The organism is Wenjunlia vitaminophila DSM 41686, from assembly GCF_000380165.1.
GTDB lineage: Bacteria > Actinomycetota > Actinomycetes > Streptomycetales > Streptomycetaceae > Wenjunlia > Wenjunlia vitaminophila.
Map to the genome: position 1 here is coordinate 1 of NZ_KB904739.1, position 2,636 is coordinate 2,636.

Sequence of the window (2,636 nt, forward strand, 5' to 3'; positions counted from 1 at the left end):
AACGGCCCGATCACCGCCCACGACTCATCAGTCAACTCATGACGACGCACCACGAACCAACCAACGAGCAACCGACTTTACGGACACGGCCTAGGAGCACTGCCACAGGAAACGGCCGTCCCTGCCGTCGGGGGAGACGAAGGCGTAGCCGTAACCGCAGTCCCCGAAGTTGACGTAGAACGGCAGGTTGTCGGTGAGCTGGACCACCAACTGCCAGTCGTCGCCCGGGTACTCCTCCCCCTGGATCCAGTCGGGCTCGACGCCCGGGCCGCCCAGGACGGCCACCCCGCGTCCCGTGCTGACGTGGGGCAGGTGGTCGGCGCCGGCCGAGGGCCCCTCGGCCTGGGCGCGGACGGTCAGGAAGCCCGGGACGCGGCCGCCCGGTTGGATCAGCAGGGCGTTCTCGCCGCTCTCGGCGTTCCAACTGCCGGCCGGGTGCTGGTCGGGGCCCGTCATGAACAGGTAGGCGAGACGCCCCCCGTCCAGCGCGAACTGACCGATGAACTCCATGGGCTCGCCGGAGGTGCGCGAGAGCGGCCACTGCGGCTCCGCCAACCACACCGGTTGCCCACCGAGCTTGGTCACCGGCTCCTCCACGGGGCCGTTCGCGGGGGAGAAAACAAGGGCGGAGCCGGGCTGCGACACGGTGCTTCCTTCGCGGTCGTCGGGCTGTGCGGTGGGATTGCGGCAGCACCCTAACCACCGGCACTGACCACGAGCGGTGCGGCGGCCCGGCCGGGAGCCAGCCGCCGGATGCATGAGGCAATTGAGGCGAACACGTCAACTCCTCGAGTGTTGCTAGACCGGCGGTACGGGTGCCCGGGAGAGCCGCGCGCAGGGCGGCGCCGTGTGTAAGTCTGTTCGACGTCTGTAGGACGTGTTCGCTGCTGCCACGGAAGGGTGCTGATGACCGTTCATGCCTCCGAGAGCTTCGATGCCGTCTACCGCGGTGCGGGGTCATTCGCCCTGCCGCCGTGGGACATCGGTGAGCCGCAGCCCGAGTTCGTCCGGATCTGCGAGGCGGGGGAAGTCAGGGGCCGTGTCCTGGACGCCGGATGCGGGACCGGCAGCCTGTCGCTGTACCTGGCGGACAAGGGTTACGACGTCGTCGGGCTCGACTTCTCCCCGACCGCGATCGAGTTGGCGCGGAAGAAGGCCGCGGACCATGGCGCGACGATCGACTTCCGGGTCGCGGACCTGTCCGCCGTGGAGGGCTTCGACGCCGAGTTCGACACCATGCTGGACTGTGCCCTGCTGCACGCGCTGGAGGAGCCGGAGCGGGGGCGGTACATCCGTGAGCTGTTCCGGATGGCGCGCCCCGGGGGCGTCGCGCACATCCTCACGTTCTCCGAGCGGGTGCCGGACTTCGTCGAGGTCGTGCGGGGCATGGGGCCGCACCGTGCCACCGAGGAGGAACTGCGAGGGGAGTTCACCGCCGCGGGTTGGGACGTGTGCTCGGTCGAGATGCGCAAGATCGTGGGCCAGATCGCCGTCGAGGAGATGGCGGCGGAACTCGGCGCCGAGGTGACCACGCGGGTGGACCTCCCCTCCTGGCTGTTGAAGGTGCAGCGCCCGCAGTGAGCGCGCGCGGGGCCGCCCGGCCGGGCGGCCCCGCCGGAACCCCGGCGGGGCCGAGTGCTGGGCGCCGCTGGACGACGCGCGGGTGCGGGCGTCAGCAGGCGTTGAGGACGGAGCTCAGCTTGCTCTTCTCCGCGGAGTCGACCGTCATGCCGTAGTAGTACTTCACCCACACCCACATCCGTGCGTAAGTGCAGTGGTACGTGGAGCGGGGCGGCATCCACTCGGCCGGGTCCTTGTCGCCCTTGGCCTGGTTGACGTCGTCGGTGACGGCTATGAGCTGGGAGCGGGTGAGGTCGTTGGCGAAGGCCTGGCGCCGCGAGGTGGTCCAGGAGTTGGCCCCGGAGCGCCATGCCTCGGCGAGCGGGACGACGTGGTCGATGTCCACGTCGGAGGCGGCGTACCAGGTGGCGCCGTCGTAGGGCGAGTACCAGCTTCCGCTGACCGCCGCGCAGGAGGAGTCCTGTACGACGTTGGTGCCGTCCCGCTTCAGGACGACCTCGCGGGTGTTGCACGAGTCGTACTGGGTGATCCAGTGCGGGAACAGGTCGCGGCTGTAGCCGCTTGAGGACCCCTCGGCCTGGACGGTGAGGGTGGACAGGTAGCTGAGGGCGGTGGAGGCGGACGGCGGTGTGGGCGGGGCCGCCTGGGCGGGGGAGCTGGCGAGGGTGGTCGCGGCGGTGGTCAGACCGACCAGGGCGGCGAGGGCGGCAGTTGATCGACGCGCGTAGAAACGGGACATCGATGAGCCTCCGGGGTGGAAGTTGACGGGGCGCGTACTGGGAACCGTGGGGCGGCGGGTCGGGAGCGCGGCCGATCGAATCGTTTCGGCAAAGCGGTCTCCCGAGACGCCCCTACGTCCCAGGCTGAAGTCATGCGCACGTCAGATTCAAGAGGGCGCCCCGTGTGGATCCGGAGGAGGCCCCGCCCGCAGGAGGTGCGTTCCGCCCGCGTCCCTGGGCGCCTAGGTGTGTTGTTCGGGCAGGTTGGTGACGCGGGTGGCTGGTGGGTGGCCGCCGATGCCGGTGTGGGGTCGGTGGTAGTTGTACCAGTCCAGC

3 protein-coding genes are annotated in these 2,636 nt (G+C 70.0%); 1 reads left to right on the forward strand and 2 read right to left on the reverse strand.

Going from position 1 to position 2,636, the window contains the following annotated elements; all coding sequences use genetic code 11:
* Nucleotides 1-90: 90 nt before the first annotated feature.
* Complete coding sequence (locus tag A3IG_RS0127865) at nt 91-645, reverse strand: YwqG family protein (RefSeq protein ID WP_018386876.1); 555 nt, start codon at nt 643-645, stop codon at nt 91-93.
* A gap of 261 nt (nt 646-906) precedes the next feature.
* Here A3IG_RS0127865 and A3IG_RS0127870 point away from each other — a divergent pair, with 261 nt between their 5' ends.
* On the forward strand, nt 907-1,581 hold the full coding sequence (locus A3IG_RS0127870) for a class I SAM-dependent methyltransferase (protein WP_018386877.1): 675 nt from the start codon (nt 907-909) through the stop codon (nt 1,579-1,581).
* A gap of 91 nt (nt 1,582-1,672) precedes the next feature.
* Here A3IG_RS0127870 and A3IG_RS0127875 read toward each other — a convergent pair whose 3' ends face one another.
* A complete protein-coding gene (locus A3IG_RS0127875) occupies nt 1,673-2,320 on the reverse strand; it encodes an HNH endonuclease family protein (RefSeq protein ID WP_018386878.1) in 648 nt (215 codons plus the stop codon).
* Between the last annotated feature and the right edge of the window lie 316 nt (nt 2,321-2,636).